This is a genomic window from Oceanospirillum sp. (assembly GCF_048265165.1).
In the GTDB taxonomy this organism is placed as follows: domain Bacteria; phylum Pseudomonadota; class Gammaproteobacteria; order Pseudomonadales; family Halomonadaceae; genus Oceanospirillum.
This window is the reverse complement of record NZ_JBLXCD010000013.1, coordinates 1-20,020: the sequence shown is the minus strand read 5'-3', so window position 1 is coordinate 20,020 and position 20,020 is coordinate 1. Positions and strand designations below refer to the sequence as shown.

The 20,020-nt window shown below is 49.5% G+C and carries 16 protein-coding genes; 10 read left to right on the top strand and 6 right to left on the bottom strand.

The window, feature by feature from the left end; all coding sequences use genetic code 11:
- Positions 1 to 48: 48 nt before the first annotated feature.
- The gene (locus tag ACN0R8_RS15935; RefSeq protein ID WP_417599162.1) at positions 49 to 381 is read right to left on the bottom strand and encodes an SMR family transporter; all 333 of its coding nucleotides are present in this window, start codon (positions 379 to 381) and stop codon (positions 49 to 51) included.
- A gap of 225 nt (positions 382 to 606) precedes the next feature.
- On the opposite strand from ACN0R8_RS15935, the gene ACN0R8_RS15930 reads away from it, so the two are divergent.
- Positions 607 to 2,802, top strand: coding sequence for an EAL domain-containing protein (locus ACN0R8_RS15930; protein ID WP_417599160.1), 2,196 nt, complete (start codon positions 607 to 609; stop codon positions 2,800 to 2,802).
- 16 nt (positions 2,803 to 2,818) lie between these two features.
- On the opposite strand, the gene ACN0R8_RS15925 is transcribed toward ACN0R8_RS15930, so the two are convergent.
- Together ACN0R8_RS15925 and ACN0R8_RS15920 are read right to left on the bottom strand one after the other, a co-directional pair.
- Entirely contained in the window at positions 2,819 to 3,154 is a 336-nt protein-coding gene (locus tag ACN0R8_RS15925; protein WP_417599158.1) for a DUF2007 domain-containing protein, read from the bottom strand.
- Positions 3,155 to 3,209: 55 nt separating this feature from the next.
- A complete protein-coding gene (locus tag ACN0R8_RS15920; RefSeq protein ID WP_417599156.1) occupies positions 3,210 to 3,782 on the bottom strand; it encodes a TetR/AcrR family transcriptional regulator in 573 nt (190 codons plus the stop codon).
- A gap of 259 nt (positions 3,783 to 4,041) precedes the next feature.
- Between ACN0R8_RS15920 and ACN0R8_RS15915 the strand changes: the two genes are divergently transcribed.
- Positions 4,042 to 4,677 carry a glutathione S-transferase family protein gene (locus ACN0R8_RS15915; protein WP_417599154.1) on the top strand — a complete coding sequence of 212 codons (636 nt, stop codon included), beginning with the start codon at positions 4,042 to 4,044 and terminating at the stop codon, positions 4,675 to 4,677.
- Positions 4,678 to 4,916: 239 nt separating this feature from the next.
- A complete protein-coding gene (locus tag ACN0R8_RS15910; protein ID WP_417599152.1) occupies positions 4,917 to 6,872 on the top strand; it encodes a methyl-accepting chemotaxis protein in 1,956 nt (651 codons plus the stop codon).
- Positions 6,873 to 6,995: 123 nt separating this feature from the next.
- Here ACN0R8_RS15910 and ACN0R8_RS15905 read toward each other — a convergent pair whose 3' ends face one another.
- Complete coding sequence (locus ACN0R8_RS15905; protein WP_417599150.1) at positions 6,996 to 7,556, bottom strand: PhnA domain-containing protein; 561 nt, start codon at positions 7,554 to 7,556, stop codon at positions 6,996 to 6,998.
- Positions 7,557 to 7,721: 165 nt separating this feature from the next.
- On the opposite strand from ACN0R8_RS15905, the gene ACN0R8_RS15900 reads away from it, so the two are divergent.
- Positions 7,722 to 8,621 (top strand): DMT family transporter, encoded by a 900-nt coding sequence (locus ACN0R8_RS15900; RefSeq protein WP_417599148.1) that lies wholly within the window; start codon positions 7,722 to 7,724, stop codon positions 8,619 to 8,621.
- 126 nt (positions 8,622 to 8,747) lie between these two features.
- Here the strand turns inward: ACN0R8_RS15900 and ACN0R8_RS15895 are convergent, their stop codons facing one another.
- Entirely contained in the window at positions 8,748 to 10,916 is a 2,169-nt protein-coding gene (locus tag ACN0R8_RS15895) for a TonB-dependent siderophore receptor (RefSeq protein WP_417599146.1), read from the bottom strand.
- Positions 10,917 to 11,069: 153 nt separating this feature from the next.
- Complete coding sequence (locus ACN0R8_RS15890) at positions 11,070 to 12,002, bottom strand: helix-turn-helix domain-containing protein (RefSeq protein WP_417599144.1); 933 nt, start codon at positions 12,000 to 12,002, stop codon at positions 11,070 to 11,072.
- A gap of 457 nt (positions 12,003 to 12,459) precedes the next feature.
- On the opposite strand from ACN0R8_RS15890, the gene betI reads away from it, so the two are divergent.
- From betI to choV, 6 genes are all read left to right on the top strand, one after another.
- The gene (gene betI, locus ACN0R8_RS15885) at positions 12,460 to 13,101 is read left to right on the top strand and encodes a transcriptional regulator BetI (RefSeq protein WP_417599142.1); all 642 of its coding nucleotides are present in this window, start codon (positions 12,460 to 12,462) and stop codon (positions 13,099 to 13,101) included.
- An 81-nt stretch (positions 13,102 to 13,182) separates the two neighbouring features.
- A complete protein-coding gene (betB, locus tag ACN0R8_RS15880) occupies positions 13,183 to 14,673 on the top strand; it encodes a betaine-aldehyde dehydrogenase (RefSeq protein ID WP_417599140.1) in 1,491 nt (496 codons plus the stop codon).
- A gap of 17 nt (positions 14,674 to 14,690) precedes the next feature.
- The gene (gene betA, locus ACN0R8_RS15875; RefSeq protein WP_417599138.1) at positions 14,691 to 16,382 is read left to right on the top strand and encodes a choline dehydrogenase; all 1,692 of its coding nucleotides are present in this window, start codon (positions 14,691 to 14,693) and stop codon (positions 16,380 to 16,382) included.
- A 116-nt stretch (positions 16,383 to 16,498) separates the two neighbouring features.
- Complete coding sequence (locus tag ACN0R8_RS15870; RefSeq protein WP_417599136.1) at positions 16,499 to 17,470, top strand: choline ABC transporter substrate-binding protein; 972 nt, start codon at positions 16,499 to 16,501, stop codon at positions 17,468 to 17,470.
- 124 nt (positions 17,471 to 17,594) lie between these two features.
- Positions 17,595 to 18,434, top strand: coding sequence for a choline ABC transporter permease subunit (gene choW, locus ACN0R8_RS15865; protein ID WP_417599134.1), 840 nt, complete (start codon positions 17,595 to 17,597; stop codon positions 18,432 to 18,434).
- Positions 18,435 to 18,470: 36 nt separating this feature from the next.
- On the top strand, positions 18,471 to 19,664 hold the full coding sequence (gene choV, locus ACN0R8_RS15860; protein WP_417599132.1) for a choline ABC transporter ATP-binding protein: 1,194 nt from the start codon (positions 18,471 to 18,473) through the stop codon (positions 19,662 to 19,664).
- The last annotated feature ends 356 nt before the right edge of the window (positions 19,665 to 20,020 follow it).

Genomic DNA, 20,020 nt, shown 5'->3' with positions numbered 1-20,020 from the left:
CGGCCCGATGGCTGCCTTTTTTGGGTCTGGGATTCGATCCCGGCTCAATCAGTGCACACTACTTTTTGATAACAGATTCAGCACCAGTACACCGGAAAGAATCAGGCCAATCCCTAACATCCCCATGGCATCCAGCTTCTGCTGAAAGAAAAACCAGCCAATCAAGGCCACCAATACAATACCGGCACCGGCCCAAACGGCATACGCAATCCCTACAGGAATCGTCTTCAACGTCAGTGATAGCATCCAAAAGGCAATACAGTAACCCATCACAACGGTTGCTGAAGGCCAGAAGCGGGAAAAGCCTTCGCTACTCTTCAGTGCAGAGGTCGCAATAACCTCAGCAACAATAGCGATCGTCAGAAAAATCCAGGCTTTCATGGTATCTCTCCGGATAAAAGATTGACGCTGAACCGGCTTTTCCGGCAGCATAGAGTGGCTAAAGTGCAAAACAGCGACTAGGATAACCTCTTAGTACTAAAAGACAATTTTAGTATTGATATGGCGCAACAACTTGAAACATATAACTGCTATACTTCATATTTTTCCCCCAACATCATTGATGTAAGCTCCTGACCGAGCATACAAGCAGGGTCATCAGTCATCATGAACAACAGCAAGTGGTATCAGGTCTTTCAACACGCCACCTCAGGTATTCTTATCCTTTCTCTTGAAGGCAAAGTGATTCACTGTAACCCTGCTGCACATAAATTCTGGGGTACTTCCGTAAATGAGCAAACAGAGCATGATATTCTTTCACTGCTGCACACCAGTTCAAATGAACTTAAGCGCCTGTTCAGCGACCCGGAGCAAACCGAATTAAGCCAAACGCTGAATATGAACACACCGGCTCTGATCGAGCAGCACCCTTATATTCTGCAAACAAACAATCCCGCCGCCTGGCTGTCATTTACCATTGCACCGCTTAGAGATGAACAGGGTCAACTGACTGAGCTTATGGTCAGCCACAATGATGTCAGTGACCTGGCCTTCAGTCGTCAGATGATTGAAAATACAGCTCTGGGTGTTTCCTCTCTTAGTGGGCAGGATTTTTTCGAGAGCCTGGTGACCCACCTGTCCAGAATTTTCAATGCCAAATATGCATTTATCGGGCTATATGATGACAGCCGGGAATCCATAAGAACCCTTGCCCTTTGTGCCAATGGTGCCATCGCAGATAATTTCAGTTATGCGATAAAAGGCGGCCCCTGTGATGATGTGATCGGTCATAAAACCTGTGCGATCTGTACCGGCGTCCAAAACTTATACCCTGACGACCTTTTGCTGCATGAGATGGAAATTGAGGGCTATATTGGTTCACCAATCTTTCATCCGGATGGCTCTGCTCTGGGCATTATTGTGGTACTGGACACCAAACCGCTGAAACAGATTGATCAGTTTAAAAGTGTTCTGGAAATTTTCGCTGCCCGTGCAGGTGCAGAAGTTCAGCGCGTGGACGCAGAGCAACAAATTCACCGTATGGCCTACGAAGATTACCTGACCCATCTGCCAAACCGAGCCCGGCTGTATCAGGAATTACATGAACTGAAAATACGCTCAGCCGTTAAGAACACGGAACCTCACTCTGCCCTGTTCATGATAGACCTCGACCACTTTAAAACGATCAATGATGCCCTAGGCCATGATATTGGCGATGAGATTATTCGGAAAGCCGGCGAGCGGCTCCGTCAAAAATTACCTGAAGAAATCTTTCTCTCCAGAATCGGCGGTGATGAATTTGTACTTTTACTGCATGACAGCCACAAAGGAATTGATACTCCGGAAGTGGAATTACTGGCTGAAAAAGTACTCTTTTTACTGAGCCAGCCTTTTCAGATAGGTGATCGAATTATCAATATCGGCGCCAGTATTGGAGCGGTCCTGTTTCCCCAGGTCAATCTGGCAGAAGATTTCTCTGAACTTGACCTGATGCGCTATGCGGATATCGCACTTTATCAGGCAAAAAATGCTGGCCGCGAACGCTGTGTCATATACTCGCCGGAGCACCAACAGGAGGTGAATGACCGCCTTGAAATTGAGCGAGGACTCAGAGTTGCTCTTGAGTCTGATCAGTTAAAAATCTATATGCAGCCTCAGGTGAACCTTGCGGGGCAGATCCAAAGTGCCGAAGTCCTGCTTCGCTGGCTACACCCGGAAAAGGGCATGATCCCACCATTCCACTTTATTCCAATCGCTGAGGAAACCGGGTTGATTCTGAGATTGGGGCACTGGGTTCTGGATAAAACCCTGGAGCAAATATCTCTGTGGCAATCCACACAAGCGGTATTTCCTGCGCAAATATCTGTCAATGTTTCCGCCTGGCAATTTTCACAACCTGACTTTGTTATGCACACCCGTAATCTGTGTGACAAATGGCAGATTGATCCGCAATGTATCGTACTGGAGCTAACTGAAACAGCCTTGCTGCGGGACGTAACTGAAACCCGCCAGAAACTGGATGCCTTGCGCCATAAAGGATTCAGGGTCTCGCTGGATGATTTTGGTACAGGCTACTCTTCCCTGGCCTATTTGCGGGATCTTCCTCTGGATGAACTTAAAATAGATAAGAGCTTTATTGATGAAATTCAGCCAGGCAGCCGACAACCACTGGTGGAATCTATGATTGCCATCGGCAAGCATATGAAAATGGATGTCATCGCAGAAGGCGTTGAGACAGCTGAGCAGGCTCTGCAGTTATCGGAGATGGGCTGCATTAAATATCAGGGTTTTCACTTTGCCCGCCCAATGCCGGCTGAAGAGATTCCTCAATGGATAGCCGACCAGAATAAGAACTGCGAATAGCCATCACATCTGACCGTTATGCACTGTGCTGACAGTTCCAGCAGAATTCAAAACTGGCTTCATTCTGTTCCGCACAAGCGTTACAACGCCAGGGCTTACCCGCTGGAGCTTCAAAATTTTCCAGGGCTTTTCTGGCTTGGGTGAAATTCTCCACATTGACCCAAAGCGCGACCTCTGTTTCCGCAGGAGGCAGTTCGCCGGCTCCGGCAACCAGCCCCTCACCTTTAAGGTGTGTTTCGATCCCCATCGCCTGCAGCATACCTTTTAGATTGTAAGCCTCCAGCATATCGCTGGCGGCATAAACTTTAAGCCACTCATTCTCAGTCACAGCACCACTCCAATAGCTCAACATGTAAGATCTCTTGTCTGCTTACTTCTCTTCTGTCGACTTCATCTGAGTTAAAAAATCAGTACAAGGTTTTATTATCAGCCGCACAACCTAGCTGTTGCTGAACTTCAGCCTTAGCCGTCTGAATAATTTCCCCGGAAAATGCGTCATCACTGGCGGCCCTGGCCAGGGCAACACCACCGATCATCAGTACAGTGGAAAGAATCGCCTGCTCCCGACTTTTACCGGATTTCTGTTCCAGAAAGCGGGTAAATTCCTGTAATACTTTGGCGTAAGTTTTCTGCTGTAAAGGCTCCCGCTGGGTGATATCAGATACCAGAAATGCCAGCGGACAAACATCATCCTCTGATTGCAGATGATGCAAAGAAAGATACCGATCAATAACCTGCGCAATATCCGTTGCGGTACTCAGATTACGGCCCGCACCCTGAGTCGCACCATAGATGATCGCTTCAGAATAAAGCTCAGACTTGGAGCTGAAATGCTTATAAAACGCACCTCGTGTCATCCCTGCATCCTGCATCACCTGATCAATAGAAACCTTGTCAAAACCGTGATGGGTAAACAGCCGGGAAGCACTTTTCAGAACTTTATCCCGGGTCTGTTCTTTATGTTCCGGTGCCCAAGGCATGGCAGTCTCCTTAATAATTGGGTATTCACTCTGACTCTGAACATGATGAATCATGCCACAGAGTTAAAAGATGTTCTTGAACATATTTTCAACACCTCTATTCTGGAAACCCTACAAAGCGATACCCTGAACACAACAGATCGAAAAAACAGTATCACATAGCATCAACTAACAAGCCTGAGATGTTTTAAACCGATAAAAACAACAGAAGCCCGGTGCCAACCAATAGGGGGTTTCAAAATTGGAGAAGGATAGAAATATGATCGAAATCTACGGTATGTCCCACAGCAATCTGGTTCGCAGTGTTGCGCTCACCTCGACAATGAAACAGCAGCCTTATCAGATCGGCTGGACACTCAACGGTGAAGAGATCCCTTTCCGCAGTGAAGCTCATGCCAATATTCACCCTTACTCTAAGTTTCCGATTATCCACCATGAGGGGTTGACGCTGACTGAAACTCTGGCGATCTGCCGCTATCTGGATACCCGCTTCCCGGAAAACCCGCTGCAACCGGAAAGTATTCAGGCGCAAGCAGAGCATGATGCCTGGTGCTCCCGCGCCATCACACAGTTAGATCAGGCAATTATCCGGCAGTACCTTATCGAGTACGTGGTACCGACAGGGCCTGAAGGCCAGCCGAATATTGAGCTTATGATGAATAATAAACCTACGGTTCTGAAGGCAGTATCCGTCATTGAGGATCAGATCCGAAATCATGACTTTGTTTGCGGAGATCGTTTTATGCTGGCCGATGCGCTGATCACGCCGCTGGCTCACTACGCGACATTACAGAAAGGTGATCTCAAGCTGGTAGAAGATGACAGCCCTATCCTTGCCTATTTGGATCGTGTTTTTGCACTGCCCGGCGTCAAAGAGATCTTCTCTGGCCAATAGCCATTACCTGACCGTCAGGCATTACACATTAAAAGCCATGGAGCAATCCGTGGCTTTTATTTTTTCTGAAGTCTACCAACTACGTCAATGAGAGTCAGGTGGCCAACAAAAGATTCAAATAAAAAGAATCTAAAAAACTTACTAAAGAGTATAAGACCGCCAAGCAAGAGAATTTATTTCTTTTGTAACGGAAAGATAATCTGACAGTCTCCCACACTGTATCAATCTGAGGTTCACTTATGCTCAAAAACCTTTCGCTAAAGGCAACCCTTAACCTTACCTTTGGCTCTCTCGTTGCTTTACTTGCTATTTTAGCGGTTGTTGCATACTCCGGCCTGTCAGAGACTGCATCAGGCTTTACGACCTACCGAGACCTTGCCCGCAGCACGAACCTTTCCGGCCGCATTCAGGCCAATATGCTCAGCATGCACCTCGAAGTAAAAGGCTTCCTTAATGACCGCGCACCTGAGCACATCGCAAAGTATCAGCAACGTAAAGAGGCTATGGAAAGGTTTCTTCTGCAAGCGGAAAAAGAGGTGCAACAACCAGAACGAGCAGAACGTATTGGCCTGATTAAAGAAGAGGTTATCAGCTACGATAAAGCGTTCACCCAAGTTGTCAGTCTTTACAAACAACGCAACCTGCTGGTCAATCAGAAACTGAACCCCAATGGCCTCTCTATGCGCGAAGCCGTTACCGATATCATGCTATCTGCATACCGGGATCAGGATGCCGAAGCCGCCTTCCGGGCCGGTGTCGTTCAGGAGCATCTGCTGCTAGGGCGTCTCTATGCCACAAGATTCCTGGTTACCAACAACTCGCAAGATGCCATACAGGCACTTAATGAACTGAACAGTGAGATGCCGAAGGTACTGGAAAAACTGGACGCGGAACTACAAAACCCCGGACGTCGTCAACGGTTGGAACAGCTCAGAAAGGATCATAGCCAATACCTTGCAACTTTCAGTCAAATTCAGGCATTGATCAAAGAACGTAACAACCTGATCAACAGCACCTTAAACAAAGTCGGTAACATTGTCGCCAAGCAAACCGAAGAAGTTAAGCTGTCCGTCAGGGCTGATCAGGATACGTTAGGGTCGCAGGTACAAAATGAAAGCGAAAAGACAATTCACTTAGTCGCCACCATCGCCATTTCATCCATTCTGGCTGCCGTTATTCTAGCGGTATATATGTTGCGGGCAATTCAACGTCCGGTGGGTGGTGAACCCAGAGCGATCGAAAATATTATGAAAGTCATTGCTCAGGGCGACCTTAGCCAATCCCTGCCTCTGAAGGCCTCTGACACTGGCATTTACCGCTCCGCAGCGGAAATGAGTGCAAAATTGCGCGATCTTGTCAGTAACCTGGCAGCAACTACTCACCAGCTGGAAGCCAGTGCCGTGGCCGGTACGGTCACCGCAAGTCGTAATACTGAAACCATCAACCAGCAAAAGCAGATGACAGATCAGGTTGTCGTTGCCATCGAGGAGATGAGCCAAAGTATTCAGGAAGTTGTTCTGCATGCCACTGAATCATCGAACAAAGCAGAGTATGGGCGTGAACAGACCTTACTGGGCCGGGAATCAGTGGAGCAAACGGTTGACTCCATCGGTCTGCTAGCGGAAAAACTGGAAACGTCTATGCAGGATATTCAGGAACTGGAGGAAAAAAGCCAGGATATCGGCCATGTTATTGAGGTGATCGAAAATATCTCTGAGCAGACCAATTTACTGGCACTGAATGCTGCTATTGAAGCAGCAAGGGCCGGTGAAAGTGGCCGGGGTTTTGCCGTAGTTGCCGATGAAGTCCGGGTGCTTGCCCAGCGAACCCAGGATTCCACCATCGAGATCCAGAATATCATTCAGGAATTACAGGAACGTACCAGCAAAGCTGTGACAACCATAAAGGACTGCAGTGTTCAGGCTAAAGCGAGTGTGTCCCGCTCACAGGATACCTATCAGGCTCTGCAACAGATCGACAATGCCATTGGCGAGATACGGGATATGAACAGCAATGTCGCCGCAGCTGTTGAGCAGCAATCCACCGTTGCCAATGAAGTGGCCCGAAATATTTCTGATATTTCAGATACACTGGATCAGGCGACAGTGCGGGTGACTGAGGCTGAAGCGGAAAGTTATCAGATATCAGGAATGGCAGATAATCTTGGCAAGATGATGTCCGGCTTTAAGGTCTGATAAACAAAGCCAATTAAACAACGCCAATTAAACAAAGCCAATACTGAAAAGGGCAGCCACTTTCCGATGGCTGCCCTTTTGATCAAATACTGTTTTTCAGGCAAATACTTATGCTCTGAAAAATCAGGATTTCTTCACAAACTTAGTCAGAATCACAATGCGAACGCCGTTTACACGGCCCTCAATGTGCTCAGGATTGTCCGTCAGAGAGATCCCACGAACAGCTGTGCCGCGCTTAGCGGTAAAGCCCGTTCCCTTAACATCCAGATCCTTAATCAGGGTGACTGTATCACCAGCGGCAAGTACAGCACCATTACTGTCCCGAGTGGCAACAGCATCGTCTGCAGGCATACCGGCACGTGCCCATTTTTCCAGATCTTCATCCAGATACATCATATCCAGAAGATCCTGCGCCCAAGGCTCTGAGTTCAGACGGGTTAGCATTCGCCATGCGACAACCTGTACAACGGGTACAGGGCTCCACATACTATCATTCAGGCAACGCCAGTGATTCTGATCCAGCTCTTCAGCTTCGATCTGATCACGGCAAGTACCGCATGCCAGAATGCACTTATCAGAGTGCGCCTCTACAGGCGGAACTTCAAAAACGGCCAGATTGTCTTCTGAACCACATAACTCACATTTAGAGCCACTACGCTCCATCAGTGCTTGTTCAATACTCATTTTAATGTTCCCTATGGGTTGAAGGCGGTATTATGCTCTTTTTGCCAGATAAAATCAGAGTATCCCTACAAAAAACACTGAAAAAATGGATAGATACGATATTTTTTCTCTTTTTACTCTGCAAAAGCACAGATCACGCTACCCTCTCATCCCCAAGGAAATTTCATGCGCAACACGGTTATGTCGCTCTCCCGGAGCACTCAGGCGGATCTTCTACTGGTCCTGGTGACGCTACTGGCCGGAGCAGGCTGGATCTTCTCCAAACACGCGATGACAGCCTTCTCACCGATACTTTTTCTTTCAGTTCGTTTTCTGATCGCAGGTATTTTTCTGGGGGGAATCGCCTCGGCACCTTTACGCAAACTCAAAAAAGAGCAACTTCAAAAAAGTGCTCTGGTTGGTTTTGTGTTTGCTATTGCCATGACCTTCTGGGTTCTGGGGCTTTTCTACGGTAACCATGTAGGTGTGGGTGCTTTTCTGACCAGTCTTGGGGCTGTTCTGGTTCCTGTGGTAAGTCTGTTCTTTGGTGAAAAAGCGAACAGGAGTCTCTGGTATTCTATGCCTGTTGTTGTGGCAGGTCTGGCCTGTCTGTCACTGGATAACAGCTTTATTTTTGGTTGGGGTGAGCTGTCATTTCTTATTTCAGCCCTCCTGTTTGCGCTTTTCTTCATCCTGAACAGCCGCTTTGCAGCCTCTATACCTGCCCTGCCTATGACCACAATTCAACTTATGATTACTGCGCTGATCGCCTTTACCGCCAGCTTGTTCCTGGAAGAGTGGCAATGGTCGTTTGAGCCGGATATATGGGGCTGGATTCTGGCCAGTGCTATTATCGCCACCAGTGGACGCTTTCTGTTTCAGACCAAAGCACAGGGCATGGCCCCCGCCAGCCATGCCGCCATTATCATGACGCTTGAGCCAATCTGGGCAGCACTGTTTGCCAGCATATGGCTGACAGAAACCATGAGCAATCTTCAGCTTGTCGGCTGTGCACTGATTTTTAGTGCCATGCTGATCAACCGCTGGCAGGTCATTGCTCTCTTATTTAAGCGGAAGGTGAGATAAAAGCAGAAGGTGAGATAAAGAAAGTCGGATAAAGGCGGTGGGATAAAACAGCTGTCAGCGGCAGAGTATGATGTGATCATCTTTATACCCTGCCGCCCTGCTTAGTAATCAGGCTATCAGCGAACCTCAGAAGTCATATTTCAGGCTTGCTTCAACCGTACGCTCTGCTCCAAACCAGCAGTTGTTACCGTCGTAACAGGTGTAAGACGCTTCATCAAATACATTGCTGACACTGATACGGGCCGTGGCACCATACGCATCCGGGCTCAGGCCTGCCAGATCATAGGCCACAGACAGATCCATCATCGTTGCCGAAGGAACCGTATCACTATTGGCTGCATCCATCTGAGCTTCACCAATATGACGAATACCAGAGCTTAACGTCGTTCCTGCAAGTGATCCCGTATAGATATCATACTGCGCCCAGGCAGAAAGCATCTGCTCCGGAACCCATACCGGCGTTTTTCCCTGCAGCCCATTATTGTCCTTCGTAATCTCGACATCCTGACGCGTATAGTATGCGGAAACCAAAAGGTTATCTGAGATCTGAGCCTGAAGCTCCGCTTCAATGCCCTTCGACTCAACTTCCCCCGCCTGAATCAGGTCGTAAGCGGAACCATTAGGATCACGAGTGGGAACATTATCTTTTGTAATCTGATAAGCCACAAGAGAGCCCGTTACCTGACGATCAGCGCTCTTATATTTAATGCCCGCCTCCCACTGCTGACCGGTAGAGGCTTCAAACGCTTCTTTATTGCGGGTGACGCCTGTTTCAGGCTGATAACTCTCAGCGTAGCTGACAAAAGGTGCCAGCCCGTTACCCAGCTGATAGAGCGCCCCAACACGGCCTGTCGTATGAGTTTCCGTCAGCTTCGTATCTGTTTCCTGAGAGTATTTTTTACCTTTTTCTGTTCCTTTATAGTCATCGTAACGCGCTCCGGCAATCAGAACCAAAGACCCTACTTTCATCTGATCCTGTAGGTAAAAGCCCGTTTGCTCTGTTTCTTTTGTAAAATCACTGGAATAAGCCGTATTTGTCATATCCAGAGTTGCACGATCCAGCTGATCATTATCGCGGTCAAAAAGATCCAGAGTTGCAATCGCCTGGTCTTCGTAGCGAATGTCGGATTTCAGTTTCTGATAATCCAGACCGACCAGAAGGTTATGCTCAACATCTCCTGTATAAACGATGCCTGACAACTGGTTATCCAGCGCTATGGCTTTACTGGTCTCATCGGTCAAATAGGCATTGCGGTTCAGGGTGCGCATATCGTCTTCCAGTGAGGATATATAAGTATTCTCCTGATATGCCGATGCATCCATATAGCGAACATTCTGAAGCACAGTCCAGTTATCATTCAACTGATGGTTAATCTTATAACCCACAAGAGTGACTTCACGCTCATAGGCATTCCAGTTCTTATCACCACTAAAACTGCCCTGATCAAACTCCCCATTAGGGTTATCCCGGAACATACCTTCTGCAGGCAGCGTTGTGTAAACGCCCATCGCCGGATCATCCTGATAGTACAGGTTGAAGTTAACCAGAGTGTCCTCTGAAACCTGCCAATCAATAGAAGGCGCTATCAGCGTTCGCTTATCCTGAGCAGTATCAGCCTGGGAGTCCTCCTCGCTGGCCAGACCAACAACACGATAAGAAAAGTCCGACTCACCTATCTGACCGGCCGAATCAAAGCTGGCCTCAATTTTGTTACGGCTTCCCGTCGCCAACTCTACGCTGTGGGCAGACTCAGTCTGAGGCTGCTTACTGATCAGGTTCACCATCCCTCCAGGCGGCATACTGCCATACAGTGTAGAGGTTGGCCCTTTGAACACCTCCACCTGCTCCAGTACCTTGGCATCAATCTGGGGCTGTAAGTTCCAGTCATTAAAAATCAGTGGCAGCCCATCATAGGCATTCTGATAGTTAATAAAGCCCCTAATAGAAAAAAGATCTAAACGCGTAACAGCGCCGCCCCGTAGCTCAGTATTGACTCCGGTACTGTAACGTAACGCTTCAGCCACCGAATCAGCATTACGCATATCCAGATCGGCCTGATCAACAATAGAATATCCCTGAGGTGTTTCTTCAGCTGAAAGCGCTGTCTTCGTTGCCGTATTACGATAGGTGTTATTGTAAATAACCAGGTCACCCTGAGCCTGAACCCGATCAGACACTGATGTTTCATCCGCCGACGCCGCAATCAAAGGGGTAGAAAAAGCAGTAGCAACCGCCATTGCTAACAGACGAGGCTTAAACCGCGCTCCTGATAAGGGGTGATCAGATCTATTCATTATTGCTCCTAGTAAACAGCGATTGAGAAAGAAGGCTTGTTACAAATGTGAATTATTCTCAATAATAATTTTTATGTCGGCTGCAAACTTAACGATTTGGTGCAAACTGATCACCCGGAAGGCAAATCACGCTTAACCATTCCCACAGATAACTCACTCGGGTGCGACGGGCACCCAATACTCCATTTCCAGATGCTGGCCGTCTGCAATAAAGCCTGAAGGGTAGACTTCAAGGTCAAACCGGTTGATTCCCCGATAACCAGACGTCGGCAGCCAGTGGCAAATAAACCACTGCAATGTATTATCGATCAGGTCGGCTGGCCCAGAAAAAGGAATAACGGCGTACTCCTGCTCGGGGATCACCAAAGAATCCAGCAGGGAAAGCGACTCATGCTGATCACTACTGATACACGCCCAGTAATCAATAGAGGTATCGCCTGAACTCAGCGAGCTGGTATCCAGAACCCCCAGAGCCTGCATCGCACTCCGGTCTGTGAGGCTATGTTTTTTTGCAAGCTTTTCAGATAATTTCTGCCAGATCTGCGGGACTTTAGCGGAAAAATCAGGCTGCTCGGCAAAGATCCCCTGTATCCGACCCGCAACACCCTGCACCTGCTTCTCCGGCTGACTTTCAACTCTTATCTGGAGTAGCCGGTGTTCCTCCAGGCTATTCAGCTGAGAAAGCTCTCCGGGCTTATGACTCGAAAGACCTGTTAACGGCAGTGACACAATCGGTGTTTTCAGCCCTGCGCGCTTACCTCGTCTGCGATATTGGCCCGGCGTGCAATGAAACATATGCCGGAAACTACGACTGAAGCTAACCTCGGAGTCAAACCCGCACTCCAAAGCGATATCCAGCTGTGTTCGCCGACTGCACAACAACAGCTCGGCGGCACGGCTCAGACGAATCTCACGTATATACTGAGCAACGGTTTGCCCGGTAAAATGACTGAACACCCGCTGGAACTGCCACCTGGACCAGCAACTTTTTTCAGCCATCGACTCCACTGACAAAGGCCTGTCCAGATGATTATGAATATATTCCAGGGTGGATTGAATTCTGTGAAAGGCGGCATCTTGTATCATATAAGTTATTTACACCAAAAATCTGTTACCCCAGACGGCAGCAACAAATAGTAACGATTTCTATTTGATAATCAATCACAATTAAATAGATATACAAGTGTACGCACCCAGAGTTAACCACTCACCACTCACCCAACACTCGGACCCGATTCCTATTTCGGAAAAGATGCCTGATATAACCTGATCGTCTTATTCCGGTTTTACTACCTAATCAGCGCCACATCTGAAAACAACCTGTTGATCGAAATTTTCCTCCACAAAACATAAGACTCCTAACATTTCCCCCTATAACAACATTTTTAGGATTTTAGCTACATATTGACGACTATTTCCTGCAATTAAGCCAGATGTAAAAATATTAGATTAGAACCCTAACTATTTTTTGCTTGCAGACCTTGGTCGTATCTGTCATTTTTAATTAAACATTCATTTAAGAAAAAAACAGGGAGCGGTTGCGATGCCTAAAGTTGGCATGCCGGAAATCCGTAAGCCTCAGCTGATTAATGCCACCATGGAAGCGGTGAACGATGCAGGTCTGCATAAGGCCAGTGTTGCCATGATCGCGAAATATGCCGGCGTTTCCCCGGCAATTATCAACCATTATTTTGGTGGCAAGGATGGTTTGCTAGAAGAAACCATGCGCTCTGTTCTGAAAGAACTGTCTGCAGCGATCAGCAAACGGTTAAAAAAGGTTGAGCGCGATAATGTTCTGGAGCGTCTGATTGCCGTTGTTGAAGGTAATTTTGACCCTAAACAATTGGACAGCAAGGTAGTGAAAACCTGGCTGACCTTCTGGTCGCACTCCATGCATAAACCTCAGCTACACCGGCTGCAGCGGGTAAACGAACAGCGCCTACTTTCTTATTTGCGTTATGAACTGAAGCAGGTAGTCAGCCACGAGGAAGCCGCCTTTATCGCACAGGGCGTAGCCGCTCTGATTGATGGTATCTGGCTCAGGGGTGCACTCTCCCCCAACGGCATCGACAAAGAACTGGCTGAGCATCTGATTCTGGATTACCTCCGGCTCAAACTGCCGGAAGCGGTCTGGCAGGAATATCTGGATGGTAAATCAGCCCAACCCCGGAAAGTGATGACGTAATAACGGCCGGCCCGGCCAATGAATTAACCCAAAACTGACCCTAAATATTTTTGGCAAACCCTATTTTCAGGTTGAGAGACGATGACAACTTCACAGCAATCCTCTGCTACCCAGCACGGTATCACCCAGCACTACATCAACGGTCGTTACTATACCGCCGCTCCTCAGGAAACCTTTAATAGCATCAACCCTGCTAATGGCGAGGTTATCGCAACCGTCGCGCAGGGTGATGACACTGCAATGTCTGCCGCGATTGAGTCCGCCCAAAAAGGTCAGGCAGAATGGGCTGCAATGACCGGCATTGAACGGGGCCGTATTCTGAATAAAGCCGTTGCTCTGCTGCGTGAACGTAATGACGAGCTGGCAATGCTGGAAGTACTGGATACCGGTAAGCCGATTCAGGAAGCAGACTGTGTGGATATCGTCACCGGTGCCGATGTGATTGAGTACTACGCGGGTCTTGCGGACAAGATTCAGGGCGATTATCAGCAGCTGAACGACCAAAACTTCTTCTACACTCGCCGCGAGCCACTGGGCATCTGCGCAGGTATCGGTGCCTGGAACTACCCGATTCAGATCGCCTGCTGGAAATCAGCACCGGCACTGGCCGCGGGTAACGCCATGATCTTCAAGCCATCGGAAGAAACCCCGCTGAGCGTACTGAAACTGGCGGAGATCTACACCGAAGCGGGCGTGCCGGATGGTGTTTTCAATGTCATTCAGGGTGATGCCCGTGTCGGACAGATGCTGACGGCACGCCCTGAGATCAGCAAGGTCTCCTTCACCGGCGAATGCGGCACCGGTAAAGCCGTGATGGGGGATTCCGCCAGAACCCTCAAGCAGGTCACGATGGAACTGGGTGGCAAATCTCCTATGATCATCTTCCCGGATACGCCGGTTGAGCAGGCGGTTTCCGGTGCCATGCTGGCCAACTTCTATACCCAGGGCGAAGTGTGCACAAATGGCACCCGTGTTTTTGTACATGATTCCATCTATGACGCCTTCCTTGACGAGCTTAAAGCCCGTACTGAGCAGATGATTATCGGTGACCCGACCGACCCAGAAACCCAGGTGGGTGCCCTGATCTCCAAAGATCATATGCAGAAGGTTCTGGGTTATATCGAAGCGGCCAAACAAGCCGGAGCCCGTTTGATTTGCGGCGGCGGACAAGCCACTGAAAACGGCCTTGATAAAGGCGCTTTTGTAAAGCCCACCGTATTTGCCGACTGCACCGACGATATGCCACAGGTGATCGATGAGATCTTTGGCCCTGTGATGTCCGTACTGCGTTTCTCCGATGAAGAGGAAGTGATCACCCGCGCCAACAACACCGAATACGGCTTAGCCGCCGGTGTTTTCACCAGGGATCTGGGGCGCGCCCATCGTGTGATCAACCGTCTGCAGGCAGGCATCTGCTGGATCAACACCTGGGGTGCCTCTCCGGCTGAAATGCCGGTGGGTGGGTACAAGCTATCCGGTATCGGCCGGGAAAACGGCATCGAAACTCTCTATCACTACACCCAGACCAAGAGCGTGTTTGTGGAGACCGGTGACATAGAGCGCCCTTACTGATCCCTGTGCAATCTAATATGAGTCCTAGCGATATGAAACAGGAATACGATTACATCATCATCGGGGCAGGTTCTGCTGGTTGCGTACTGGCAGATCGCCTGACGGAAAGCGGAATACATACTGTGTTACTGCTGGAGAAAGGCGGCAGCGACAAAAGTATTTTTGTCCAGATGCCGACCGCACTCTCCTACCCGATGAACACCGAAAGTCTCTGCTGGCAGTTTCACACAGAACCAGAGCCAGGAGTTAACTACCGTTCACTGCACACGCCACGGGGTAAGACCCTTGGCGGCTCCTCTTCCATTAACGGTATGGTTTATGTGCGAGGCCACGCCTGTGACTTTGATCAGTGGCAGGAACAGGGCGCGACCGGCTGGGATTACCAGAGCTGCTTACCCTATTTCCAGCGTGCCGAAACCTGGGAAGGCGGTGCAGATAGCTATCGCGGCGGTAACGGCCCGGTAGGCACCTGCAACGGCAACGGGATGTCGCTGAACCCGCTGTATCAGGCGTTTATCGACGCTGGTGTCGATGCGGGCTACGGTTCCACCAAGGATTACAACGGCTACCGTCAGGAAGGCTTCGGCCCGATGCATATGACGGTAAAAAATGGCGTACGCAGCTCTACCTCTAATGCGTATCTGCGTCGCGCCATGAAGCGCCCTAACCTGACCGTACTGACAGGCGTTCACAGTCGAAAAGTTCTGACCAACAGAGCCAACGGTGAAATTGCAGCTACCGGTGTTGAGTTTGAACATAAGGGCCAGATTAAAACCATTAACGCCTATCGCGAAGTGATCTCTGCCGCAGGTTCTGTCGGCTCACCACAGCTGTTGCAGCTGTCTGGTATCGGCCCGAAAGACGTGCTGGAAAAAGCCGGTGTTGAGGTGGTGAAAGACCTGCCCGGTGTCGGTGAAAACCTGCAGGATCATCTGGAAGTTTATTTCCAGTACCAGTGCAAAGAGCCGATTTCGCTGAACTCCAAACTGAATCTGATCAGCAAAGGCCTGATCGGCACTCGTTGGATTCTGTTCAAAGACGGTCTGGGCGCTACCAACCATTTTGAGTCCTGCGCCTTTATCCGCTCCAGGGCTGGGCTGAAGTGGCCGGACATTCAATACCACTTTCTGCCCGCGGCCATGCGCTATGACGGCAATGCCGCTTTTAAAGGTCACGGCTTTCAGGTTCATGTTGGCCCGAACAAACCTGCCAGTCGCGGCCATATCCGCATTAAAAGTGCCGATCCCCATGAGGCTCCGAGCATCCTGTTCAACTATCTGACGGAACAGCAAGATATTGAAGACTGGCGCGCCTGTATCCGCCTGACCCGTGAGATTCTGAATCAGAAATCACTGGAGAAATATCGTGGTAACGAGATTCAGCCGGGCTACGACATCGAGTCGGATGAACAGATCGATGCCTGGGTCCGTGACAACGTAGAAAGCGCATACCACCCATCCTGCACCTGCAAAATGGGCGCTGAAGACGATCCTATGGCAGTACTGGACGCCGACTGTAATGTGCGCGGTATCAGGCATCTTCGGGTGGTGGATTCCTCTGTATTCCCGACCATCACCAACGGCAACCTGAATGCACCTACGATCATGGTGGCTGAAAAAGCCGCCGATAAAATCCTGGGCAAGCAGCCACTTCCCAAGGCAGATGCAGCCGTCTGGATTCACCCGGATTACGAAAACCAACAACGCTAGTGATTTCAACCATCTGTATTGAGGCTGACTACAGCTCAATACGGATGGTTACCGCTCCGTAAAGAGCGAAGATTTCCCCGATAAAGATAAAAGTACGAAAACGAGAAGGAAAGATGATGAAAACTCAAAAAATGTTTACCCCAAAGACACTCGCAAAAACGCTCGCGGTAATCACCGCAACCCTTTCTGCCAGTGCCTTTTCCCTGAGCGCCCATGCGGCTGAAAGCTGCTCTACGGTTCGTTTCTCCGACGTAGGCTGGACCGATATCACATCGACCACCGCAGTAACCTCTGAAGTGGTTAAAGGCTTGGGTTACACCCCTAAAACTCAGCTGCTGTCTGTACCGGTCACCTATACCTCTCTGGCTTCCGGTGAACTGGATGTTTTCCTGGGTAACTGGATGCCCACTATGGAAGGCGATATCGCTAAGTACCGTGAAGCGGGCACCGTGGAAACCATTAAAACCAACCTGACCGGTGCAAAATACACACTGGCAGTTAACAAAGCGGCCTTTGATGGTGGTGTGCGCACTTTCGCTGATATCGCCAAGTTCAAGAGCAAATTCCGCAGCCGCATCTATGGCATCGAGCCAGGTAACGATGGTAACCGCCTGATTCAAGATATGATTGACAAGGATGCGTTTGAACTGGACGGTTTCAAACTGGTTGAATCCTCTGAAGCCGGCATGCTGTCAGAAGTTCAGCGTGCGGAGCGTCGTAACAAGTGGGTTGTGTTCCTGGGCTGGGAACCACACCCGATGAACAGCAACTTTGAGATCGAATATCTGGACGGTGGTGATGACTGGTTTGGCCCCAACTTCGGTGGCGCAACCGTACATACCAACACCCGCAAAAACTACAGCACCGAATGCCCTAACATGGGCCAACTGCTGACCAATCTTGAGTTCTCCCTAAGCATGGAAAACCAGATCATGGGCGCGATTCTGGATGATGGCAAAAAGCCTCAGCAGGCGGCAACTGAATGGCTGCGTAACAATCCTGCAGTACTGGATCAGTGGCTACAGGGCGTAAAAACACTGGATGGCAAACCCGGTCTGCCAGCGGTTAAGAAACACCTGAATCTGTAAGCACCCCATACAGCACCTGCCCAGTGGCAGGTGCTCTTACCTTCTGTTTATGCTGACTTTCTGTTAAATGCTCTTTCGCTCAGGGCGCCACTGGGCCTGCGCTAAAAACACCGGGTAACCCGATATGAACTGGATAACTGAACATAAACTGCCAATGGGACAATGGATGGAGTCCTTTGTTGACTGGCTGATTGGAAATGCCGCCGGATTTTTCGATGCCATTGCCTTCTCCCTTGAATGGCTGATTTTAGGTGTCACCGACCTGCTGCTAATGGCCCCGGCTATGGTACTGATCGCACTGACCGCCGCCCTGAGCTGGTGGCTGCAACGCTCCATCGGGTTAGTTATTTTTGTTACGGCTTCACTGCTGCTGATCGCCAACCTCGGATACTGGTCAGAGATGATAGAAACTCTGGTATTAGTTCTGATGGCCACCTTTATGTGTGTTCTGTTTGGCATCCCACTGGGAATTCTGGCAGCCCACTACCCCAGATTTCATATTGGCATTCGTCCGGTGCTGGATCTGATGCAGACGATCCCGACCTTTGTTTACCTAATTCCGACTCTGATTCTTTTTGGCCTGGGCGTGGTGCCGGGGCTAATCTCCACCATTATTTTTGCCATTGCCGCCCCGATCCGACTCACCGCACTGGGTATCAGTAGCGTGCCGCAGGAGCTGCTTGAAGCCGGTAAAGCCTTTGGCGCAACCCGTTGGAAACTACTGTTTAAAGTAGAACTGCCCGCCGCTATGCCCAATATCATGGCCGGTGTCACCCAATGCATTATGTTGTCACTATCCATGGTGGTTATCGCTGCTCTTGTGGGTGCCGATGGCCTCGGAAAACCCGTGGTTCGTGCCCTGAACACCGTGAACATCTCCCAAGGTTTTGAAGCCGGTCTTGCCATCGTTCTGGTGGCGATCATGCTGGATCGTCTGTGCAAACAGCCCAACCGTGAGCACTAACCTCAACCACTCCACAAGCATTTAAAGGTGACCATCATGAGCACTGAACAAAACATGATTGAGATCGAAAATCTGGATGTGGTTTTCGGAGATCAGCCAAAGGCCGCTCTGGCACTGCTGGATCAGGGCTTGAGCCGTCAGGAGATTATCGACCAGACCGGTTCCGTGGTTGGTGTTCACAACGCCAATATTAACGTAAAGCAGGGTGAGATCTGTGTGCTGATGGGGCTTTCCGGTTCCGGTAAATCCAGCTTGCTGCGCACGCTGAACGGCCTGAACCCTATCTCTCGTGGCAGCCTAAGAGTACAAGATGGCGATGAAACCGTGGATATTGCCACCTGTGACGAAAACACCCTGCGCCACCTGCGCACCAACCGTATCTCTATGGTGTTTCAGAAGTTTGCCCTGATGCCCTGGCTGACGGTGCTGGAGAATGTCGCCTTCGGCCTTGAGATGAAAGGTATCGCCAAAAAAGAGCGCCAGCAAAGCGCCATGGAAAAGTTGGAAATGGTGGGGCTGGCCGAATGGGCACACTCCAAACCCCATGAGCTTTCCGGCGGCATGCAGCAACGTGTGGGTCTTGCCCGTGCTTTTGCGATGGATACCGATATTCTGCTGATGGATGAGCCGTTTTCTGCCCTTGATCCTCTGATCCGCGCCCAGCTGCAGGATGAGCTGATTGAGCTGCAGCGAAAAATGAAGAAAACCATCCTGTTTGTCAGCCACGATCTGGATGAAGCTCTGAAGATCGGCAGCCATATCGCCATTATGGAATCCGCTAAGATCATCCAGCACGACAAGCCGGAAGATATCGTGCTGAATCCTAAAACGTCTTACGTTGAAGATTTTGTCGCCCATACCAACCCACTGAATGTGCTCGGTGGCCGCACCCTGATGACAGGTCTTGATCTGCTCACTGGTGATGGCAAAACGGATAACCGCATCATCATCGACCGCACGCACAACTACTGGGTAGAGCTTAAAGATGGCGGCGTTCTACAAGCGGGAAAAGGCGACGAGATTTTACCAACAGCGGCTTGGGAACAAGGTGACGGCAAGAAAGGTCAATTTGCCATCGCCACACCGGATATCAGCATGCGGGACGCCATCAACCTGAGATACAGCAGCCGACTGCCGGTACTGCTACAGGAAGATGGTCAGTTCACAGGAGTGCTGAACGACAATAACTTCTACTACGCGCTGCTGGGTAAGCACTTCGTAGCGGATTGATTGCTAAGCGCAAGGCTGGTTAGTTAGAAGCTAAAAAGCCCTGAAACTCAGGTTTCAGGGCTTTTGTCATCTTACTTATGGGGATTGTGTATTGTCTTACTAACGAGGCTGTAGAAAAACTTCAGCCTCAAAAATTGATCATTTTTTGTACTAAAAAGGGCGCTTCTACGTGAATTTTGGAGTAGTTTTCATCAGAAAATGCGTTAAACCAATGTAAACGTAGCATCGCGATAAATTATCAACAACAAGAACCTGTTAGGTTTTTCTACAGCCTGAACGCCTCATTCAGAGGCAACAAAATAGCTGGTTAAAATTAGCGAGGCACGAGCAAAAACCAGCTGTTTTTTGTCCTGCTG